We start from the raw sequence: 19,524 nt of genomic DNA on the forward strand, positions 1-19,524 counted from the left end.
GGGAGGCAGTCAGGGAAGGGGTGGCCATGCCGGAGCATCCAGTGTGGGAGGGATGCCGTTCATGATCATTGCAGAATGTTACAGAGATGCTGCCATATGTCAGTGTTTCAATGATTGAAGATGCCGCCGGTCGAGATAACACCGCAGGGCTAAATGTGGAGTGGGCTTGTGTGGGAGCGGGCTTGCTCGCGAAAGCGGTGGGTCAGTTATAGATGAGTTGACTGACACACCGCATTCGCGAGCAAGCCCGCTCCCACATGTTTGACTGCATTCCAGTTCAGTAGTCTTTGCGCTTGCGGAAGGCCCAGCGCCCGGCAATCAACGTGAATGTCGCCACCAACGCCACCAGAATCCAGAACCCCTCCGGGTCCGTGGAAAGCGGCACGCCCCCCACGTTCATGCCGAAAAAACCGGCAATGATATTGATCGGCAACGCCAGCACCGTGACCACCGTGAGGGTAAACAGCGTGCGGTTGCTTTGTTCGTTGAGGTTGGCGGCGATCTCTTCCTGCAACAGCTTGATGCGCTCGCCGAGGGCCATCAGGTCGTTGATGATCAGCGCAAATTCCTCGGTGGATTTGCGCAACTCCTTCACATCTTCCTTTTGCAGCCATTGCGGCGGGCGGTTGAGCAGGCGCAGCAGCGAGCCCGGTTCCAGCGCGAGCAGGCGTTGCAGGCGCACCAGCACACGGCGTGCGGCACCGAGTTCGGCGCGGTTGGTGGACAGGCGTGAAGACAGCAACTGGTCTTCGATATGGTCAACGCTGATGCTGGTCTTGCGCACGATCTGGGTCAGCACTTCGCCCTGGTCGCGCAGCAAATGCACGAGCAGCTCCAGCGGTGAGCGGAAGCGTTCACCGGCCTTCACCGACGAGCGCAGTTTGTCCACCGAGTGCAGCGGTTGCAGGCGTGCGCTGACCAGCAAGCGGCTGCGGGCGCAGACCCACAGGGTGGAAATATCCGAGGACACCATGCTGCTGAAGTTGAACACCACGTCGTTGACCACCGCCAGCAAGGCCGAGTCCACGTGTTCGATACGGGTGGAGCGCGAGCCTTCGTGCAGCGCTTCGAAGAATTCTTCGGGCAATTGCAGGTGCGCCTGCATCCAGCGTTCGCACGCGGCGTGGGCCAGGTTCAGGTGCAGCCACAAAAACTCTTCCGGGGCGGCCGGTTGCTGCAAGGCCCGCAGGGCCGTGGCCGAATCAATCTGCTCGCCTTTTTCGCCGGGGCGAAAACGGAAACCGTAAAGCAAGCCAAACAGATCGGGATCCTGGTGGCTGTGGTCAATGCTGTGGTTCATGGCGGCTCGCAGACAAAGGGCCTGTCGGACGTTTCACAGGTTCGCGTAGGCGAATCATTGCAAGGGGATTTGACAGTTTTGTGACAGTTTTATAATTATTTCGTCGCTGTGACATTAATTTGACCATTTGTCAGCAAGCGTTCAAGAAGCGTCTGGCGCGGCCGATTCAAGGCGATAGAACCGCTGTGGATGGGCGGTGCCTTTGATGACAGGGATGTTATGGCGTGCATGCACCAATTCCCTGTATCGAGGCTTTACCCCGATGAATGTTTTGCGAACCTCCTTGAGAGCACAAATCCTGTCGCTGCTCGGTGGCAGCCTGTTGGCGATACTGTTGATCGCCCTGGCCTGTTTCAACTTCCTCTCCAACGGGGTGCAGAGTTATCGCAGTTTGATCGATGGGCCATTGCAGACCTCGCAGCTGATCGACGAGGCCAACCTGCAATTCAAGGTGCAAGTGCAGGAATGGAAAAACGTCCTGCTGCGCGGCAAGCAGCCCCAGGACATGGAGAAATACTGGGGCCAGTTCCAGGACCGCCAGCGCGATGTGCAAGGCATTCTCACCCGGCTGGTCGCCCAGACCCGTGACGATGCCACCTTGAGCCGGCGTATCGAGGCCCTGCGCGAGGAGCATCAGCAACTCGGCGTGGCCTACCAGAAAGGCCGCGACGCCTATGTGGCCGCTGGCCGTGATGCGACGGCCGGCGATGCTGCCGTCAAAGGCGTGGACCGCGCCGCCAGTGATCAAATGAGTGCGTTGGTCAGCGACCTGCGTGAACAAGGGGCGAAACAATCCCTGGCCATCAGTGCCTACGCTGAGCGCACGGTGATCGTCGGTCTGGCGATCATGCTGCTGTCGGGTGTGTTGATCGGCCTGTTCAGCTTATGGCTGATCAACCGCAACCTGATCCTGCCGATTCGCGGCCTGATCGACTATGTGACCCAACTGAGCCATGGCCGCTTTGCCGAGCGCGTGGCCAGCCGTCGCCAGGATGAACTCGGGCACCTGGCCGCCGCTGCCAACACCCTGCGCGACTTCCTCGCCGAAACCTTCAGCCGTTTGCAGCGCAGCGCCACCGACCTGGTCAGCGCCAGCGGCGAGTTGAATTCGATCGCCGGGCAGATGAGCGCCGGCACCCACGAGCAGTTCAACCGCACCGACCAGGTGGCCACGGCCATGACTGAAATGTCGGCCACGGCCCAGGAAGTCGCCCGCCACGCCGCCAGCGCTTCACGCGCCGCCGATGAAGCGGATCACTCGGCCCGCGAAGGCGGCGAAGTGATGAAAATCACCATCGCCACCATCGGCCAGATGCGCAACGAAATCCTCAACACCGGCACCATCATCCGCCAGCTGGAAACCGACAGCGTGCGCATCGGCAAGGTGTTGGAGGTGATTCGTGCGATTGCCGAGCAGACCAACCTGCTGGCGCTGAACGCGGCGATTGAAGCAGCGCGTGCCGGCGAAGCGGGCCGTGGTTTTGCGGTGGTGGCCGATGAAGTGCGCTCGCTGGCGCAACGCACGGCGGCGTCGATCATCGAGATCAACCAGATTATCCACGCGGTGCAAACCGGCGCGGTGGATGCGGCCGAGGCGATTGTCAGCGGCCAGTCGTGCAGTGATGAAAGTGTCGAGAAGGTGACCCAGGCCGGCGCCATGCTGGCGCATATCACCGAGGCGGTGGAGGCGATCCGTGACATGAACCGGCAGATCGCGACGGCGGCTGAGGAGCAGACGTCGGTGGCCGAGGATATTTCGCGCAATATCACGCAGATCACCACGGTGGCTACGGCGAATATGGATAACGTGCAGCGTACGGAAGCGGCGAGTCTGAACTTGCGAGGTTTGTCGGGGGAGTTGAATGAGGTGACGGCGCGGTTGGGTGCCTGATCGAGTACAAAAAAATGTGGGAGCGGGCTCCCACATTGGGTTCTGCGTGTTGATCAAGTATCCAGTTTGTTTTCCAGCACTTCGCTGGTCTTGGCGTCGAGCTTGATGTCCCACTTTTTGCCGCTGGTGTCGGTCAGGTCCACTTCGTAGACCAGGCGACCGGCTTCGTCGTCCAGCTCGGTGTCATTGATGGTGGCGCCAGGGTGTTTGGCCAGGGCGTCTTTGTTCAGTTGCTCGAAAGGCTTCACGGCGCCGGACTGTAACAGGCTTGGAATCTGGTCAGGGCGCACGTCAGCCTGGGCCAGGCCGGCGGTCAGGGTCAAGGCGGTGGCGGCGAACAAAGCGGTCAGGGTTTTCATGGTGTGTGTCCTTTTCGGGTGAGCTGTTTAAGTGGCCTCAGGTTAGCCAGCGCAACTTAATTCACCCTTAATTAATTCAAACAGTTGCGCAGTTTGTTCAATCCGCCGGGCGCGCGGGATTTCATGCTGGGTCCTCACTTGAAGGGAGACTTGGATGAAACGGTTAGTCAGTTGGATCTATGCGCCGGCATTTCTGCTGGGCTTTATCGGCTGGGCACTCTGCCAGCCGCAGTGGCTGCTGTTGATCTTTGCGACGGCGGTGGCGGTGTCATTCCTGGCGGAGCAATGGTTGCCCTACGAACCGCAATGGAATCGCAGCCTGGGCGATCGCCGCCGCGACACCTTGCACGCGCTGGTCAACGAAAGCCTCAATGCCCTGGGCCTGTTGATCCTGCCGGGCCTTACGGCGTTGCTGGCGTTCGATGGCATCTGGCCGCGTGGCTGGCCGTTGTGGCAGCAGCTGTTGATGGCCATCGTGCTGGCCGACGCGGGTATCACCTTGATGCACTACGCCAGCCATCGCATCGCGCCGTTGTGGCGTTTGCATGCGGTGCACCACAGCGTGCAGCGCCTCTATGGTTTCAACGGCTTGATGAAGCATCCCTTGCACCAAATGCTCGAAGCCACGGCAGGCCTGCTGCCGCTGATCCTGCTGGGCATTCCCCTGGACGTGGCCCTGTTGCTGGCGTTGGCGATTGCCGTGCAATTGCTGTTGCAGCATTCCAACGTCGATATGCGCCTGGGCCCGCTGCGCTGGGTGTTTGCCTGGGCGCCGGTGCATCGCTTCCACCATATGAAATACGGCCGCGCCGGGGATGTGAATTTCGGCTTGTTTTTCAACCTGTGGGATTGGCTGCTGGGCACGGCGTTTTACCGTGATGACTACCGCATGGGGCCGGGGGATTTGGGCATTGGCAGCCGGCCGGATTTTCCGCGGGACTATGGCGCGCAATTACTTGATCCGTTCACGCCGGCGCGGACCAGCAAGGAGCCGCCGTTGCCCGAGGCGTTACGGTAGCAATTGCACATCCAGCTGGCGCAATGACGCCGCCGCCGTGACGCCGAACAACTGCTTCATGGTGCGCGAAAAATGCGCCGAATCGGCAAAACCCGCGCCGTGTGCGGCTTCGGTCAGCGTGTTGCCGGCAAGGGCCAATTGCAGGGCGACGCGCAGCCGTCGCCACAGCACCAGGCGGCGCACGGGCACGCCGAGGCGGTGGCTGAACAGGCGCTCCAACTGGCTGAGCGACAGGTGCGCCGCCTCGGCCAACGCCTGGGCCGACACCTTGCCGCCCAGCTGTTGATCCAGGGCGCTGAGGGCACGTTCCAGGCGCGGGTCATCCAGGCTGCGCCGGGGCAGTTGGCGCAAGGCTTCCAGGGACAGGTCCGCGTGCAGCAAAGGGGCGATATCAAACACGGCAGGTTCGGCATACAACACCGTCACCTCGCCCTGGGTTTCAAGAATGGCGTGGGTGTGTCGCGAAGGGATAAACAGGCGATGGGCCGTGGTGACCTGGCCATCCAGGCTGACCGTGATCGGTGAGCCCGTGCTGCACATCAACTGATGCGCATAGTGCGCATGGGGCGCAGTGCGCCCCAGCTCGCCGAGGATCAGGCCGTAGTCACGGCCCAACCACAAGCGGCCCGACCATTCGGCCTTCACTCAGTACTTATAGTCGTTCAGCAGGTCTTGCACGCTGGACGACGGCCAGCGCTTGTAGAACTTCAACAGTTCGGCGGCGCGGTTGGTGAAGATGCCATCGACGCCGGCCTTCATCACTTTGTCGAAATCCACCGGCTCATCCACGGTGTAGACGTGCACCAGCAGGCCTTTGTCGTGGGTCAGCTTGTTCATCTCTGGCTTGACCAGATCCGAATAGCTTTGATCGCCGTGCGCGGTCAGCTCCGCCGAAGGACCGGTGCCGATGGCGCCCAGGCTCTTGGCTTCGTCGACCCATTTTTCGAACTCGGCGGCGTCTTTCGGCTCTTGCTTGGCGTAGTAGGCGGCCTTGGTGGTTTCGCCGGACTCGGCGAAGGTCTGCTTGGATTTTGGCTCGATGCTGCCTTCACCGACCCACAACAGCAGGATCTTCGGGGTGTTCGGCATTTCTTTCTGCAGCTCGACCAGGCTGGATGTTTCGAAGGTTTGCAGGACCACGCGGCCCTTGCCCTGGCCGACGCCGGTGTTGCTCTTGCCCAGCTTGGAACCGGCGGAACTCAACCAGCCTTTATCCAGCAGCTTGTTTTTCAGGTCGGCTTCGATGCCCGGGAATTGCTTGGGCTCCTTGGTCTCGATGTACAGGCCGGGTTTGTGCTGCGGGTTGCCTTCGGCGATCTTGATGATGTCGTCCAGGCTCTGGATTTTCAGGCCGACGAAACCCGGGCGCGCACGGTCGGGGTAGGCGGCATTGAACCAGCTGCCGGCGTCGAGGGTTTGCAGTTCTTTCCAGGTGAATTCGTTGGCCGGCGCGTCTTTGCGCTCGGGGAACTTGGTGGCCACGTCGGTGGTGCGCTGCAGGTTGTTGTCATGCAGGGCGAACAGCACGCCGTCCTTGCTGCGCTGCAAGTCCATTTCCAGGTAGTCGGCACCCAGGTCGCGGGCGACCTTGTAGGCAGCGGCGGTGGATTCGGGGGCGTCGTAGGAAGCGCCACGGTGGGCGATGACCGCCGGGTATGGAATGCCTTCGTTGGTTGCCAATTCAGCCGGGCTGATCGGGTCGGCAGCCTGTGCCTGGCCAAGGCCCAGCATCAGTGCGAGCAGCAGGGCGCTCTTGGTGAACGTGACAGGCATATGCGAAGTCCTTTCGAGGAGGTAGCTTTTAGAAGGCCTCCTTTTTAACAATTGATTGCGAATGGCGCTATCACCAAACCGACATTAACGTGCGTGGGCGTCAATTTTCTCGGTTTTTTTGTGGTGCATTGCAGTAACCTTGCGTGAAGCTGTCCCGTTAGAGGGCCGCAATTTCTGCCACGCGTGTAAACCATCTTTCCAGTCCCAGTGGGACTTTTCAGTGAGGTTTACCATGCGCATCACTTCCGAGCTTATCTGCCAGGCCGCCGACCAACTCCGCGGTTTTGTTGGCCTGAACCGCAAGACCGGGCAATACATCGTGCGTTTCAGTGAAGACTCCTTTGGCATGGATGTGGCCGATGACGGCATCATTCCCACTGCCGAATTTGTCTGGCTGCCGGCCACGGATGACACCATGACCTTGTCGCGCGAGCGTATCCAGTTGCTGCTGGACCAGAATATCGACGACCGCATCAACATCAGCGAGCCGCTGCGGGTGTATATGCGCCGGGTGGAAATTCCGCAGATCAGTGCGTTGCGTAGTTTGGTGAGTTAAGTAGAACGACGCAGATCCAGTGTGGGAGCTGGCTTGCCTGCGATAGCGGTGTATCAGTCCCACATAAGGTGCTGACCCACCGCTATCGCAGGCAAGCCAGCTCCCACAGGGGGCAGCATTTCAGTTCTGGAATGTGTAGGCCCGTTCGACTTTGCATACCCGTGTCTGGAACGCTGAATACCAGCTTGCCCGCCCTTGCTCGCGCACGGCGCTATGCTCGGCCTGCTGCTTCCACGCCAGGATCGCCGCCTCACTTTCCCAATACGACACGGTAATCCCCAGCCCATCCTCCCGCGCCGATTCCACCCCGAGAAACCCTGGCTGTTCACGTGCCAGTTGCAACATGCGCGTGGCGGCTTCGCCGTAGCCGTGGTCACCGTCGGTGCGCAGCGAGCTGAAAATCACCGCGTAGTAGGGCGGGGCGGGTGTGTGGGCGATCATGCCGACACCGCCTGGCACGCCTTGAGCAACGCCACGGCCAGCGGCGGGGTGATGCCCTTGAGCGCGGCGCGTTCGGGTTGGAACAGGGTGGCGACGAAGAACGGATGGTCGAGCAATTCCACCGCGCGCAGGTCGCCGTTCGAGTCGTGGCCGCTGGGAATCAGGTCTGCGTCCAGCAGGGCATGCAGAAACTCAGGATTTGCCCCGTAGCGGCAACGGTAACCTTCGTGCAGATCCAACGAGCCGTAAGCCTCGGCGATGCGGGTGTAGGGCACCAAACGCACGCTATCGGTCGCTTCCACCAACGCGCAGCTCAAAGGTGCGATCACGGCGCGTTTGGCGTCGGGCGCCAACTCGCCATGTTCGGCATCCGCCCAACCCAATACGTTGCGTGCATATTCCAGCAGCGCGTGTTGAAAACCGGCACAGGTGCCGAGGAAAGGTCGCTGCTGCTCGCGGGCAAAACGGATCGCCCGCAGTGCGCCGTCGATATCGCGGTAGGGGCTGGCGGGCACGCACCAGAAACCGTCGAAACCATGCAGTGACGGGCGCGTATCGGTATCGAGCCAGTGCAGGTGAACCGTCCGGCCGAGCGCGTCGGCGGCCTGTTGCAGCGCCACGGGAATGGCCTGGTGCGCGGTCACCTCAGGGTTGTAATCGCCGATCAGGGCGAGGTTCAACGTCGTGCTTTTCATCGTGTGCATCCCATGGCTTGTGGTGTCCTGGGGCGCACTATAGATTGGCGTTTGCGCAATCAATATTGGCGTTTACCCATATGTTCAATGCAGCAACGCACTATCAAATCGAACACGCCGACTTGTCGCTGATCCTCGCCCTGGTGCGCGGTGGCACCCTGGCGCGAGCGGCGGGGTTATTGCGTGTGGATGTGTCCACGGTGTTTCGCGCCGTGCGGCGCCTGGAGGCGGCACTGGGCCAGACGCTGTTTGAAAAAAGCCGCACGGGCTACCTGCCCAACAGCCTGGCCCGGGACCTGGCGCAGCAGGCCGAGCGCGCCGAACAAGCCCTGGAGGCGGCGCGCATTGGTGTGGAGCAGGGCGGTGAAGTGATCAGCGGCACCGTGCGCCTGACCTGTACCGACTCGGTGTTGCAAGGTTTGTTGCTGCCGGCGCTGGCGCAGTTCATGCCGGGTTACCCGGCGCTGACCCTGGAGCTGAGTACCTCGAATGATTTCGCCAACCTCAGCCGCCGTGATGCGGATATTGCCCTGCGCCTGACCAAGACACCGCCGGAGCACCTTGTAGGACGCTGCCTGGGTGAAGTCGCCTATCAGGTCTGCGCCAGTCCGGCGTATGCCCGCCAGCACGCGGGGCGTGAGCTGGCCGAGTTGGCGTGGATCGCGCCGGACGACTTCTTGCCTGATCACCCGACGGTCGTCTGGCGGCGCGAGCATTTGCCGGGTGTACGCCTTGGTTATCGCTGCAACAGCATGTTGTCGGTCACCGAACTGGTGCGCGCAGGGCTGGGCGTGGCGGCGTTGCCGGATTTCTTGCTGGATGAAGGGTTGCAGCCGTTGGGACCGGCGCTGGCCGGGCATGACACAGCGCTGTGGCTGCTCACCCGCCCCGATTGCCGGGCGTTGCGCTCGGTGGTGACGTTGTTTGATGAGCTGGGCAATGCCGTAAGCACAACACGAATCTAATGTGGGAGCGGGCTTGTGTGGGAGCTGGCTTGTCGGGTCGCCGCATCGCTGCGATAGCGGACTGTCAGGTGGCCGATTCTGTGGCTGACACACCGCTATCGCGGGCAAGCCCGCTCCCACAAGGGTTCATCAGTGGTCTTGAGGCTTTCGCACGAACTGCTCGTGCATTTCACACGTCAGTGTTTCGATGCGCTCGGTCAATTGTTTGGTCATCTCCGTCAGGCGGGTGTTTTGCTCCAGCAATTCCAGCAACTGCTTGGTGGTCTGCGCGGCCTGGGCCTGGCGTTCGGTGTTGGCCACGGCCAAGGCTTCGCGGTGCTGCGCGTCGGCGTCGGACTGGGCTTTATCGCGCGCGGCCTGGCGCGTCTGGGCCAGCAGGATCAACGGCGCGGCGTAGGCCGATTGCAGGCTGAAGGCCAGGTTGAGCAGGATGAACGGGTACACGTCAAAGTGTGTGACGCCGGTCATGTTCAGCACCACCCACAGCACCACGATGGCGGTCTGTGCGCCAAGGAAGGTCGGCGTGCCGAAGAACCGTGCGAAGGCTTCGGCCTTGAGGGCAAAGGTGTCGTTGCCAAAGGTCGGCGCCAGGTGGGCGTGGGCGCGGTGAAAACGCAGGTGATCGACTTCGGGTTTATCTGGGGTCATGGCGGGCTCGGATCATCAACATAGAGACAGGCAAACACTATAGACCGAGCCCCCGACCCCTACGCATGAAGATCGGGTCAGCTACCGCCGCGTTCATTGGCAAACGCACTCACCGCCTGTACCGCGTCGCTGGTGCCTTCACGAATCTGCAGGATCACCGTGCCAGCGCGGTTGGCCAGGTCGACGCCTTGCGCGGCACGGTCGCGGGTGCCGTCCATGCTGTGGATGGCCTGGCGGGTTTCGTCCTGGATCATCGCGATCATGCTGGAAATTTCCGCGGTGGAGCCGCTGGTGCGTGCCGCCAGTTGCCGCACTTCATCGGCCACCACGGCAAATCCCCGGCCCTGCTCGCCGGCCCGCGCCGCTTCGATGGCGGCGTTCAGCGCCAACAGGTTGGTCTGGTCGGCGATGCCACGGATGGTATTGACGATGGCGGTGATCTGTTGCGAGCGCTCGCCGAGCTTGGCGATCAATTGGGAAGATCCGTCAATGTCGGCGGCAATTTCCCGCATGCCGCTGGCGGTTTGCTGAATCACCTCGGCGCCTTTTTCCGCGATGTCGCGGGTACTCAGGGAGATGTGATACGCCTGGGCCGCGCTGGCGGCGTCGGCGCTGTGCTGTTGCACCATGGCGGTGACGTCGGAGGCGAACTTGACCACTTTGCACAGGCGTCCGCTGGCGTCGTACACCGGGTTGTAATTGGCTTCGAGCCATACGGTGTGGCCCTGTTTATCCACGCGTTCGAACTGGCCGCTGAACATCTCGCCTTGGTTCAAGCGCCGCCAGAAGTCGCTGTAGGTCGAACTGTTGGCTAATTCCGGCGTGCAGAACAGGCGGTGATGCTGGCCCTGGATCTGGGTGAGGCTGTAGCCCATGCGCTGTAGGAAATTTTCATTGGCGGTGATGATGGTGCCGTCGAGGTTGAACTCGATCACCGCCATTGCGCGGCCGATGGCATCCAACTTGGCGTTGGCTTCACTTTCGGCCTGCATACGCGGGGTGACGTCCATGGCGTACTTCACCACTTTGACCACGCGGCCGGCCTCGTCACGTACCGGGTTGTAGCTGGCTTCAAGCCATACCGATTGACCGGTGCCCGCCACGCGTTCGAACGTGCCGGATTGGAATTGGCCATTGCGCAGGTTCGTCCACAACTGGCTGTACTCGGCACTGCGCGCGAATGCAGGCGTGCAGAACAGCCGGTGGGACTGGCCCAGGATCTGTTCGGCGCGGTAGCCCATGGTCTTGAGGAAGTTGTCGTTGGCCCGCAGTACATTGCCTTGCAGGTCGAACTCGATGACCGCCATGGAGCGCTCGATGGCGTCGAGCAGGCTGGCCTGTTGGGCTACCGTGTGTTGCAGGGTGCTGATGGTTTTTTTATGGGTGTTGAATAGCATATTCGGGGGCTCGGGCAAGCAAGCTTCGGGGTTATCCATGCAAAGTCGCCTGCCCCCGTAGAGCGCCTGGCTTTACGGTTGACGTGCTCATTGTCAGCTTCCGGGTGCTGACAGCAGGGGTGGAACAACGGGCTTCAGAGTCGCGCGGTGCGTCAGAAGTTCGGCCATGAGCAGGCACTTTTCACCGGAGGCGACCAATGGCGGCATTATGCTATCGCCGCGGGCGCTGGCTAGGAAATTCAGACGAGGTGTCGTAGGACAACTAGGCGGAATGAGCCACGGGATAGGCGCTGACATTGACCCGGTTGCGCCCGGTGGCTTTGGCAGCGTACAGCGCACGATCCGCGGCGTTGAGCCACATGGCGGCGTCGCTGAAGCCGGGCTGGAAATCGGCCAGGCCAATGCTCAAGCTCACACGCAATTCGGGAATCTGCGGATTGCGATAGTTACCGAATGTTTCGCGCATGCGCTCCATCACTTGCGCGGCTTCTTCCAACGGCATTTGCGGAAGAATCACACAGAACTCATCGCCACCGTAACGCCCGGCCAAGTCGTTTTCCCGCAGGTTGCGCCGCAGTTCCAGGCTGAGTTGGCGCAAGACGGCATCACCGACGATATGGCCGTGGGTGTCATTGATCTGTTTGAAGTGGTCGATGTCGATCAGGGCGATGGTGGCTTGGCTCTGTTGTTGCTGGCACTTGTGGAACTTGATGTGCAGCAGGTCTTTCCAGGAACCATGGTTGAGCAGGCCGGTGAGGCTGTCGGTGCGACTCAGCGCGCTGAGGGCACGCTTGTGTTCTGACAGTTTTATCGCCAATTGATAACAGACGGTGCCGATGGCCATGGGGTAGAGGGTCAACATCGGCAGGCAGGCATAGACCTGGAGCAGGCTGACATCCGCGTTGAATCGGGCACCGAACAGCAGCCATGCGGCGCCGACGCCAACGGCCTGGGTCAGCAGGCCGCGCAGGAACAGGCGTCTACCACCCGCGGCGACGTTGTTCATGGCCATCATCGACAAGATCGTCACGGCGGTCAGCGGGGTGAACTGGGTGGCAGCGGCCCAGAACCCGCCAAAAAACGAGTCGTAGATCAGGTTGCGTTGTTCAGCCTGGTAGGGGAATTGGGCGCGAGTTGAGAGCTGATACGCCACGTGCGCCCAGGCAAAGCCGTTGAACAGCAGGAACGCCCAGATCCAGCCGGGCATGGCCAGCGGGTAAAGGGCGGCGGCGACACTGATGCTGCCGATGCCCAGGCCAATAATCCTTGGCTTGTAGATACGCTTGGCAAACGAAAGCCCTTTGCCTTGTCTGTTTTCCATAATTTCTGAGTCAGCTCAATTTTTGCAGATGCAACGGCGCGCGATCAGCGGCTCACCGTTGATCGGATAATTCGTCGATTATTGTCAGTTATTTACAACGGAATAATCAGTGGCCTTACAGGCCATTTGCGCAAAACAGAGGGCGAATGCGTCAAAAGCGACCCGCGATGTCGTTTCGACGATAGGTTTTACGATGGCCGAGGGGCGCGCACTTCGTAGCCGGCCAGGAACAGGTCGATCGCCGACTCGATCACGCTGGCCTGGCTGGCGGTGTCGAGGGTGGGTTGGCCGAGGGTGATCTGCGGCCAGAACGCAAACGCCTTGAGCAGGCTCTGGATCTGGTGGGCGGCGAAGGCCGGGTCGGTGCAATTGAGCCGGCCGTCTTCCTGCGCGGCGCGGACCCACTGGGTAAAACCTTCTTCGCGTTTGCTCAGGCGGGTAACCATGTCTTGTGCACGTTCCGGCGAATGAATGGTGGCGGCGATGGCGACCCTGGCCAGGTCGAGGAAGTTGGCGTCCGCCATCATCTTCATCTTGGCTTCCAGCAACCCGCGCAGTTGCTCGCGCAGTGGGCGGTCGCTGGCATAACTCACATCGAGTTGAGCAACGCTGCTGGCCCAGAGTTGGTGCAGGATTTCGGCGAACAACTCTTCCTTGCTCGGGAAGTGGTTGTACACAGTGCGCTTGGAAACGCCGGCGGTGGCGGCGATCTTGTCCATGCTGGTGACCTCGAACCCGTTAGCGCGAAACTCGGCGATGGCCGCGGCCACGATGGCTTCGCGTTTGCGGTCGGTGAGGCGTTGAGGGGCAGTCATGGCGGGTGTTGGGCTCTTTGGCGGAAATTACACTCGGTAGTTTACTTGTTCCGGGTTTTGTTGCAATCTTGAAACTACACTGTGCAGTGTAACTTTTAAGCGGCCCGTAGGAGTCACCTGGTAATGGCCACGATCTCATCCCGTGTTGCCCCTTCGCCCAAGGCGCGTAAACCTGCCGAGCAGGAACATAGCCACTTCAGCAACGACGCCCTCGTGCAGCACGGTGGCTTTGGCAAGACCTTGCGCATTTTCTGGAACATGCTGTTCAACAAACCCCGCAGTACGCGACCGGTGGGCAAGATCCCGGTGCAGCCGCTGACGCGTGAGCACCTGCTGGCCGCGCCTGATCACAGCGTGTTTCGCCTAGGGCATTCCACCGTCCTGCTGAAAATGCGTGGCAAGTTCTGGGTCACTGATCCGGTGTTTGCCGAGCGCGCGTCGCCGTTCAGTTGGGCCGGCCCCAAGCGTTTCCATCAGCCGCCGATCAGCCTTGAAGAGCTGCCACCGTTGGAGGCAGTGATTCTTTCCCACAATCATTACGACCATCTTGATCACAAGGCTGTCGTCCAATTGGCCGAGAAGACCCGCTGGTTTCTAGCGCCGCTCGGTGTGGGCGACATTCTGGTCAAGTGGGGCGTCGATCCCGCGAAGGTGCGGCAGCTGGATTGGTGGCAGGGTACTGAGGTCGATGGCGTGCGTTTTGTTGCCACGCCTGCGCAACATTTTTCCGGACGTGGTTTGTTTGATGGCAACCAGACCCTGTGGTGCTCCTGGGTGATGATCGATGGGCCGCGGCGGATTTTCTTCAGTGGTGATACCGGCTACTTCGATGGCTTCAAACGCATCGGCGAGCAATACGGCCCGTTTGATCTGACACTGATGGAAACGGGTGCTTACAATGTTGATTGGCCCCATGTACACATGCAGCCGGAGCAAACCCTGCAGGCACATATCGACCTCAAGGGCCGCTGGTTGCTGCCGATTCACAACGGCACGTTCGACCTGGCGTTCCATGCCTGGCACGAACCCTTTGACCGCATCATGGCCCTGGCGTGGGAGCGCAATGTGTCGATCACCACCCCGGCGATGGGCCAGGCGTTCAGCCTGAATCAGCCTGAGCGGGGGCATGCATGGTGGCTGGAGGTGGAGACTCAAGGCGTGCAGGAGTCGGTGGCAGGCTGAAATGTGCTGTGCAGGAAAAAAGGAGTTTTCAGGGTGTTTCAGCCCTGCGACAAGCGTCAGTCAAGAGTGGGATGATCCCGGCAAAGTCATTTTTCCGGGGGGTGCTTATGGAGCAGGATTGTAGGAAAAGCTGGCGACTGGGCATGCCGTGTGGGCATGGCCTGGCGTTGCCTGCCCTCGGGGAGCCTGCGGTTCCTCCTGTGAACGTCGACCACACGAGCCCGGCCGGTATCGTCTTCGGCACCGAGCCTCCTAAGGGCGCTGTGCTTATCCCCGGCTACAACGCGGTGCCCCCTGTGCTGAGAACTGTGCGGGATCCTTCCTTGTCACTCATTGCCCTGAGTGGTATCGAGCCGACGGGGCCTGTGATGGTGGAAGTGCCGTTGGTACTCAACAACACCACGTTCACCGCTTCGACGGCGCTTGCGGGCTGGCGCATCGGGTATGTCGCCCGGTATGTACGGGGTGATCATTCCGAACCCATCGAACACAGCAGTGCCCTGCGCGAAGCCTTTGAAGTGCTGCGCCAGGCCGGTGTGCAATGGGTTGCAGTGGATGCCCCTGAGTGCGTTGACATTGATGATCTGGTGACCCGGTACCGTCTTGACGCCCTGGTGTCCGACGATGCGAACGCCGCGTTCCAGGGGGCGTGCCAAAGCGGGTATCCCAGTATCTGCGAGTCGTTGGAGGGTGGCATGAAGCTCTGGTTTTACGGCGCGAGATGGTCGGCGAACTCGCTGAACACGCTGGTGCGGGTGTATCGACAGCATGTTGCCGGGATGACGGGCCTTGAGGGTAACTACGCCGGGCGTTGAGTTTTCTCACGTCTTGGGTGGCCCGGGTCTTAACGCCAGCGAAGGCGGGGGGTACTTAGACTGACGGAAGATCGAGCTTGATCCTTCGTTATATCTGACCCCAGGAACGACTTATGATTGGCATTGCGTATGGTGTGTACTCGTTGGTCCAGCAGGCGTTTCAGCACTCGGTAGCGGCCCCATCCTCCAGGCCCTCAACGCCGGTTTCCCCTGGTGCCGAATATGCAAGTGTCAGCGAGCTGGGTGAGCAGATGGCCAAGGCGGACGGATTGACATCGGTCGATCTGGTCAATTTTCTGCAAGAGCGCATTCGTCGGCTTGATCCGCAGCTACGGGCTGTCATTGAACTCAATCCTGAGGCGCTTGAGACCGCGCGCGAGTTGGATCGTGAACGTGCCAGTGGCAAGGTTCGCGGGCCATTGCACGGGATTCCCATTTTGCTCAAGGACACCATTGAGACCACGGGCATGCAAACCAGTGCAGGCGCCTTTGGGTTTGTCGGGGCGCCTGTGGGCAAAAATGCCCCCCTCGTGGATGACCTGATCAGGCAAGGGGCGGTGATCCTGGGTAAAACCAATATGACTGAACTTGCTGGCTTCCGCGGTGGCCCCGACGGCTGGAGCAGCCGGGGTGGGCAAACCCGCAACCCTCATCACCCGGATGCTGAGGTCGGCGGCTCCAGTTCCGGGGCGGCTGCGGCACTCGCCGCGGGGCTGGCCCCCTTGGCCGTTGGCGCCGAAACCAATGGCTCGATCATCGTGCCAGCAGCGCTCAATGGTGTCGTGGGTCTTAAACCCAGCGTCGGCTTATTGGATCGTGACGGGATCATTCCTGCCAGCCAGAGGCAGGACACCCCAGGCCCAATGGCCCGTTCGGTGCGCGATGTAGCGTTGTTGCTGAATGCCATGGCGGGCAGCGACAGCCAAAAGCCCGGCGCCGTACCAGCGGTCGACTACACCAAGCTGCTGGTCCCGGATGCCTTGAAAGGCAAGCGTATCGGCTATCCCGCGACATTTACCAAAGACGGCGAAAGCTTTGCGGTGGAAAACAACCCGCAATTTGCCAAGGCCCTGGAAGTGCTCCGCGAGCAAGGGGCGGTCCTGGTACCGATCAACCTGCGCTTGGCAGATGCTTCGCGTTACGACGAGCTGCTGCTCTCGGACGTGAAAGAGGAGTTGAATGGCTACCTGGCCAAGCGCCAGGGGTTGCCGGTCAAGTCCCTGACTGAACTGATCAAGTTCAACGAAGCGCGCGATGGTTCCGAGACGGATCACCAGCCAGTACTCAAGGAAGTCGACGCATCGACCCTAACACGGGACGAACGCAATACGCTTTGGGACGAACTCATCCAGGATTTTCGCAGCACCGTGGATGACCCCATCAAAGAAAACAACCTGGATGCCATGGTGTCGGACTTTGATACCAACAGTTACTTCGGTGTCGCAGTTGCGGGCTATCCGGGGATCACCGTGCCTTCCGGGACCAATGAAGACGGTCTGCCGACGGGAGCTTATTTTTTCGGTACTAACCGGTCCGAAGCCACATTGTTGGCCGTCGCCCATGGGTATGAGCAGGCGGCGCAAGCAGGCACCAAGCCAGGGCTGTGATGGCCGGTCAAAGGGACTCTTGCGTCTCGCACAGCAACTGCGTTGATTGCGCCGGCAAAGCACCTCGTACATTCATCCCCCAGCCCGGCGCAAACCCCGGGAAAAACACCAGCCCTTCCGCCTCCAGCCGAAACGCCAGGGTCAAACGGGTTTCATCCTCCACGTCGGCGTGGCTTTCGAAGCGTTGCACCGCCTCCACTGCAACACCCGCCTGATGGGCCAGGTCTTCGTGGCTCCAGCCGAGCATCGCGCGGGCCTGTGCGCTGTGCTTGGCGGTGAATTGGTGCAGAACGATCTGCTGTTCTACAGAAGAGCTCATTGCCAGGGAGGACATGGGGTTTCTCCAGGGTTTGATAGGGGAGGGCAAACTATACTGTGTTTTTGTACAGTTGTTTTGACCGTCTATCAACTGGATTTTTTGCGGGTCTCTCGGCGAGCCGCTATTCCACCCCCGGCGCTTCCCGAATAATCAGGTGGTCGAGGTTTTCGATGTTGACGCTGAACACCCCGAACGTCTGTTCGGGATTCTTCTTGCTGGGCACCTGTTTCAGCTCTGGCGTCACGCCGTAAAAGAAGCAATACAACGGCTGTTCACTGTCTGCCGCGGCCTTGATCTGCTCCAGGAAGGCTTTGCGCTTGCGGTAGTTTTCGAGCAGCTTTTTACTCAGGTAGACGTTTACCGAGTAAGGCTTCTTGTCGAGCCACACCTTCTTTTCGAAATCGATGCGAAAGCTGCTGGTGTAGTCCTTGATCGCCTTGATCCTGCCCCAGTAGATCAGGCCCTTGTTGTCTTGCAGGTATTCGATCTTCTTGAAAAATGTCCAGTAGGTCGCGGTATGGTCGCCGATCTTCAAGGGCATGCTTTTAAGCTTGTCCTTGTCGTCGATATTCGACACGTAGCACTCCACCGGGTGGGCGAACACGCTGGTTTTGTCCGGGGTGGTCTCACTGGCGGTGTGGGGGGCACTACTGCGGCTTGAAGGGACTTTCGTTGGATCCTGCGGGGCGTTCCCTTCAACACCGGCGACGGGGGCTTTGCGCGCGTACTGACGGCGGGTGAGCACAAACTCCGAGGGGAAATTGTCCTCGCGCTCGTCGTCACTTTCACCCGATGCGGCCTTGTGCGTGCTGGCATAACGGCAGCCGTCGATATGACGAGTGCCGGTCTTGTTCTTGAAGTGCGGTGTGCGCTGGTAGTTGACGTTTTTTGCGTTGAAGGTGCTCAGCGCATTACCTGAATCGAATGCTGCACGGCATTCGTCGTTGGGGCAGAGGAAGCGGTCCTTGTCGGAGTCGAAATCTGCAGTTTCGTCGAAATTCAGGTCTCGTACGTCGTAGATCGACAGCTTTTCATCGAGACTCAGGCTATAGGCCGTATCGAATTTCATGGGGCTCGGGTCCGTGAGGTATTCAGCCGGATACTACGCAAAAATCCGCCATCACGAACACCAAAATATAGGAGCAGGGCAAGAGCCTTAGACCCCTAGCACCCCATGCTAGTGCGCGACCTTCAGCGTCACACCGATCAAATGTGGGAGCAAGCTGTCGAGCCCCAGCGAGGCTGCGAAGGGATCGACTCAATCTTCTTGCCCACCCTATCCACTGGCATCACCGCTGCAACCGAGCCCGCTTCTTCTTCGTATGAAAATGCCGAAAATGCGCATCCTGCGCCGCCGCCAACAACTCCCGATCACCGCGCGTATCACCCCAGGCCCTGAGCCGATATTCCCCCAGGTCCCCATACACCGCTTCAAGGCGCAGCACCTTGTTTTCACACCGGCAATTATTCCCGGTGAGCTTGCCGGTCAACACCCCGTCGACCACCTCAAGCTCGGTGCCAATCAATTTGATCCCCAGCCGATCGGCAAACGGTTGCAGCACCAACGCCGGCGACGCCGAGCACAGCGTCACCACCGCGCCGGACTTCAACTCATCCGCCACCGACTGCAAGCCGCTGGGGCGCATCAACTTGTTCCAATACGCCTGGCAATAGGCCTGCGCCTGCTGCTGCACCCAAGCTTTCTCCACGCCGGTCATAAAGGTGCGGATCAACTGCGCCTTCAACTCATCCCGGCTGGTCAGCCGCAACAGAAACCGCAGCCCGGGCACCGCCAGCTTCACCATGCGCCGGCAGAACTCAGCCTTGCCAAAGGCAAACTTGAGGAACGGCACAAAACTGTCGTGGTGGGTCAGGGTGCCGTCGAAGTCAAAGACGGAAAGCACTTTGGCGTCAGCGGGGCCGGCTTCGAGCATGTCTGGGTTCACGGGTTGGCCTCGGTCCTATCTAATATTTTGGGAGTGCATCAGCTGTGACAGCAGGTGTTCGCTCGCGTATCAATCGCTGATGGCAATTGGGGCACAAGGCTACAGCATTGCGGGTGCGATCCGAACCCTTCTGAGCCCGGCGCCTGGTGCGATGTGCTTCAAGAAATGGCCAATCAAGGGACATAAAAAAGCCCCGAACAAGTCAGGGCTTCTTGATGTTGCAGGGCTCAGGAATCAATCCCAGCTCAACGCGCCGCCAGTCTGGTACTCGATCACACGGGTCTCGAAGAAGTTTTTCTCTTTCTTCAAGTCCATGATCTCGCTCATCCATGGGAACGGGTTGGTGGTGCCTGGGTATTCTTCCTTCAAGCCAATCTGCGACAGGCGACGGTTGGCGATGAACTTGAGGTAGTCCTCCATCATCGCCGCGTTCATGCCCAGTACACCGCGCGGCATGGTATCGCGGGCGTATTCGA

The 19,524-nt window shown here is 60.3% G+C and carries 21 protein-coding genes and 1 pseudogene; 7 read left to right on the top strand and 15 right to left on the bottom strand.

Going from position 1 to position 19,524, the window contains the following annotated elements; translation table 11 throughout:
• Positions 1-277: 277 nt before the first annotated feature.
• Positions 278-1,300 (bottom strand): transporter, encoded by a 1,023-nt coding sequence (locus tag J1G37_RS28340; protein WP_207047041.1) that lies wholly within the window; start codon positions 1,298-1,300, stop codon positions 278-280.
• A 262-nt stretch (positions 1,301-1,562) separates the two neighbouring features.
• Between J1G37_RS28340 and J1G37_RS28345 the strand changes: the two genes are divergently transcribed.
• The gene (locus tag J1G37_RS28345) at positions 1,563-3,191 is read left to right on the top strand and encodes a methyl-accepting chemotaxis protein (RefSeq protein WP_207047043.1); all 1,629 of its coding nucleotides are present in this window, start codon (positions 1,563-1,565) and stop codon (positions 3,189-3,191) included.
• Between the two features lie 53 nt (positions 3,192-3,244).
• On the opposite strand, the gene J1G37_RS28350 is transcribed toward J1G37_RS28345, so the two are convergent.
• Entirely contained in the window at positions 3,245-3,550 is a 306-nt protein-coding gene (locus tag J1G37_RS28350) for a PepSY domain-containing protein (RefSeq protein ID WP_207047045.1), read from the bottom strand.
• A 154-nt stretch (positions 3,551-3,704) separates the two neighbouring features.
• Between J1G37_RS28350 and J1G37_RS28355 the strand changes: the two genes are divergently transcribed.
• Positions 3,705-4,568, top strand: a complete 864-nt coding sequence (locus J1G37_RS28355) for a sterol desaturase family protein (protein ID WP_207047047.1) — start codon at positions 3,705-3,707, stop codon at positions 4,566-4,568.
• On the opposite strand, the gene J1G37_RS28360 is transcribed toward J1G37_RS28355, so the two are convergent.
• Together J1G37_RS28360 and J1G37_RS28365 are read right to left on the bottom strand one after the other, a co-directional pair.
• On the bottom strand, positions 4,560-5,213 hold the full coding sequence (locus J1G37_RS28360) for an AraC family transcriptional regulator (RefSeq protein WP_207047049.1): 654 nt from the start codon (positions 5,211-5,213) through the stop codon (positions 4,560-4,562). The genes J1G37_RS28355 and J1G37_RS28360 overlap by 9 nt on opposite strands.
• Positions 5,214-6,341, bottom strand: coding sequence for a glycerophosphodiester phosphodiesterase family protein (locus tag J1G37_RS28365; protein WP_207047050.1), 1,128 nt, complete (start codon positions 6,339-6,341; stop codon positions 5,214-5,216).
• A 232-nt stretch (positions 6,342-6,573) separates the two neighbouring features.
• On the opposite strand from J1G37_RS28365, the gene J1G37_RS28370 reads away from it, so the two are divergent.
• Positions 6,574-6,897, top strand: coding sequence for a DUF2025 family protein (locus J1G37_RS28370; RefSeq protein ID WP_207047052.1), 324 nt, complete (start codon positions 6,574-6,576; stop codon positions 6,895-6,897).
• 120 nt (positions 6,898-7,017) lie between these two features.
• Here J1G37_RS28370 and J1G37_RS28375 read toward each other — a convergent pair whose 3' ends face one another.
• A complete protein-coding gene (locus tag J1G37_RS28375; RefSeq protein WP_207047054.1) occupies positions 7,018-7,338 on the bottom strand; it encodes an antibiotic biosynthesis monooxygenase in 321 nt (106 codons plus the stop codon).
• Positions 7,335-8,033 carry a CTP synthase gene (locus J1G37_RS28380; protein ID WP_207047056.1) on the bottom strand — a complete coding sequence of 233 codons (699 nt, stop codon included), beginning with the start codon at positions 8,031-8,033 and terminating at the stop codon, positions 7,335-7,337. Before J1G37_RS28380 ends, J1G37_RS28375 begins: the two co-directional genes overlap by 4 nt.
• An 80-nt stretch (positions 8,034-8,113) precedes the next feature.
• Here J1G37_RS28380 and J1G37_RS28385 point away from each other — a divergent pair, with 80 nt between their 5' ends.
• A complete protein-coding gene (locus J1G37_RS28385) occupies positions 8,114-8,998 on the top strand; it encodes a LysR family transcriptional regulator (protein WP_207047058.1) in 885 nt (294 codons plus the stop codon).
• A 129-nt stretch (positions 8,999-9,127) separates the two neighbouring features.
• On the opposite strand, the gene J1G37_RS28390 is transcribed toward J1G37_RS28385, so the two are convergent.
• The 4 genes from J1G37_RS28390 to J1G37_RS28405 form a co-directional block, all read right to left on the bottom strand.
• A complete protein-coding gene (locus J1G37_RS28390; RefSeq protein ID WP_207047060.1) occupies positions 9,128-9,646 on the bottom strand; it encodes a DUF1003 domain-containing protein in 519 nt (172 codons plus the stop codon).
• A 77-nt stretch (positions 9,647-9,723) separates the two neighbouring features.
• Positions 9,724-11,043 (bottom strand): PAS domain-containing methyl-accepting chemotaxis protein, encoded by a 1,320-nt coding sequence (locus J1G37_RS28395; RefSeq protein ID WP_207047062.1) that lies wholly within the window; start codon positions 11,041-11,043, stop codon positions 9,724-9,726.
• Between the two features lie 262 nt (positions 11,044-11,305).
• Positions 11,306-12,364 carry a diguanylate cyclase gene (locus J1G37_RS28400; RefSeq protein WP_207047064.1) on the bottom strand — a complete coding sequence of 353 codons (1,059 nt, stop codon included), beginning with the start codon at positions 12,362-12,364 and terminating at the stop codon, positions 11,306-11,308.
• A 188-nt stretch (positions 12,365-12,552) separates the two neighbouring features.
• Positions 12,553-13,179 carry a TetR/AcrR family transcriptional regulator gene (locus J1G37_RS28405; RefSeq protein WP_207047066.1) on the bottom strand — a complete coding sequence of 209 codons (627 nt, stop codon included), beginning with the start codon at positions 13,177-13,179 and terminating at the stop codon, positions 12,553-12,555.
• A gap of 123 nt (positions 13,180-13,302) precedes the next feature.
• Between J1G37_RS28405 and J1G37_RS28410 the strand changes: the two genes are divergently transcribed.
• The 3 genes from J1G37_RS28410 to J1G37_RS28420 all read left to right on the top strand — a co-directional run bounded on the left by J1G37_RS28410 (position 13,303) and on the right by J1G37_RS28420 (position 16,783).
• Entirely contained in the window at positions 13,303-14,361 is a 1,059-nt protein-coding gene (locus J1G37_RS28410; RefSeq protein WP_207047068.1) for an MBL fold metallo-hydrolase, read from the top strand.
• 323 nt (positions 14,362-14,684) lie between these two features.
• Positions 14,685-15,176 carry a hypothetical protein gene (locus J1G37_RS28415; RefSeq protein WP_347402358.1) on the top strand — a complete coding sequence of 164 codons (492 nt, stop codon included), beginning with the start codon at positions 14,685-14,687 and terminating at the stop codon, positions 15,174-15,176.
• A gap of 113 nt (positions 15,177-15,289) precedes the next feature.
• Positions 15,290-16,783 carry an amidase family protein gene (locus J1G37_RS28420; protein ID WP_207047070.1) on the top strand — a complete coding sequence of 498 codons (1,494 nt, stop codon included), beginning with the start codon at positions 15,290-15,292 and terminating at the stop codon, positions 16,781-16,783.
• A gap of 7 nt (positions 16,784-16,790) precedes the next feature.
• Here J1G37_RS28420 and J1G37_RS28425 read toward each other — a convergent pair whose 3' ends face one another.
• From J1G37_RS28425 to J1G37_RS28445, 5 genes and pseudogenes are all read right to left on the bottom strand, one after another.
• A complete protein-coding gene (locus J1G37_RS28425; RefSeq protein ID WP_207047072.1) occupies positions 16,791-17,117 on the bottom strand; it encodes a helix-turn-helix transcriptional regulator in 327 nt (108 codons plus the stop codon).
• Positions 17,118-17,223: 106 nt separating this feature from the next.
• Complete coding sequence (locus J1G37_RS28430) at positions 17,224-18,171, bottom strand: hypothetical protein (protein WP_207047074.1); 948 nt, start codon at positions 18,169-18,171, stop codon at positions 17,224-17,226.
• A gap of 220 nt (positions 18,172-18,391) precedes the next feature.
• The gene (locus J1G37_RS28435; protein WP_207047081.1) at positions 18,392-19,036 is read right to left on the bottom strand and encodes an HAD-IB family hydrolase; all 645 of its coding nucleotides are present in this window, start codon (positions 19,034-19,036) and stop codon (positions 18,392-18,394) included.
• Between the two features lie 85 nt (positions 19,037-19,121).
• Positions 19,122-19,217, bottom strand: a pseudogene (locus J1G37_RS29105) (HNH endonuclease); the annotation flags it as partial.
• A gap of 65 nt (positions 19,218-19,282) precedes the next feature.
• The coding region (locus tag J1G37_RS28445) for a ribonucleotide-diphosphate reductase subunit beta (RefSeq protein ID WP_021491295.1) at positions 19,283-19,524 on the bottom strand (242 nt) is incomplete at its 5' end.

The sequence above is a fragment of the Pseudomonas sp. Marseille-Q1929 genome, assembly GCF_017316265.1.
Taxonomy (GTDB): Bacteria; Pseudomonadota; Gammaproteobacteria; order Pseudomonadales; family Pseudomonadaceae; genus Aquipseudomonas.